Source organism: Algorimicrobium algoritergicola (assembly GCF_008086165.1).
GTDB lineage: Bacteria > Bacteroidota > Bacteroidia > Flavobacteriales > Flavobacteriaceae > Algorimicrobium > Algorimicrobium algoritergicola.
In genome coordinates this window covers 1-657 of the sequence record NZ_VSKL01000029.1, presented here as the reverse complement: position 1 = coordinate 657, position 657 = coordinate 1, and the positions used below count along the sequence as shown (strand labels likewise).

Sequence of the window (657 nt, the reverse complement as noted above, 5' to 3'; positions counted from 1 at the left end):
TGTGTTGGCCAAGACTGTCGGAAATCAAATGTTTTGCAAGCGTGTCGTTTAGTTGTGGTTGGTCCATGAACGGCTCTAATATTCTAGAGTTATTGGCGCGTTCGTCAACAATCATGTTGGTAACCTTTTTATTGAATGCGCGAATTTTATCCAGTTCCTCCTGGTCGCCCTCTTTACGATCTGCCAACGCCATAGGCTGTATGTATTTTTGCTCCAGCATGAAGCGCTCTTTTCCGTCTGCAGAAACGGCAAGGACTTGAGACAAGTCGTTGGCGTCATATTGAATAGACCACTCCTTATCTGCGTGGTGACGGAAATTAATATCGAAACTATCATAGGCGTATTTTTCGCCGTGTATGGTAAGGATTAAACCTTCGCCTCTTAATTTATTGGTGTGTCCCGTGTTGTCTCCGAATGTCAATAAATAGCTTTCATTCGTCATAACCGTTTTATGCTGCTCTTGGGTGTTTAACCAGTTTTTTGCGTACTCTTTTCCATTTTTAGAGCGTTCTGCGTATATTATAGACTCAATTTGTTTGATGCAGCCAAGTTGATCAGGGAACTGCTTTTTAATTTTGTTCATATACTCGTCATTCGGTTGATTTTTAGAGCCCGAATCCACGTTATGCCCAGACCAGTTATTTAAAAGCTTGCAAT

Annotated in this window: 1 protein-coding gene; it reads right to left on the bottom strand. The window is 41.6% G+C overall.

Annotated elements, in window-relative coordinates:
* On the bottom strand, positions 1 to 657 hold a 657-nt coding region (locus ES675_RS16520; RefSeq protein ID WP_211362538.1), incomplete at both ends, for a hypothetical protein.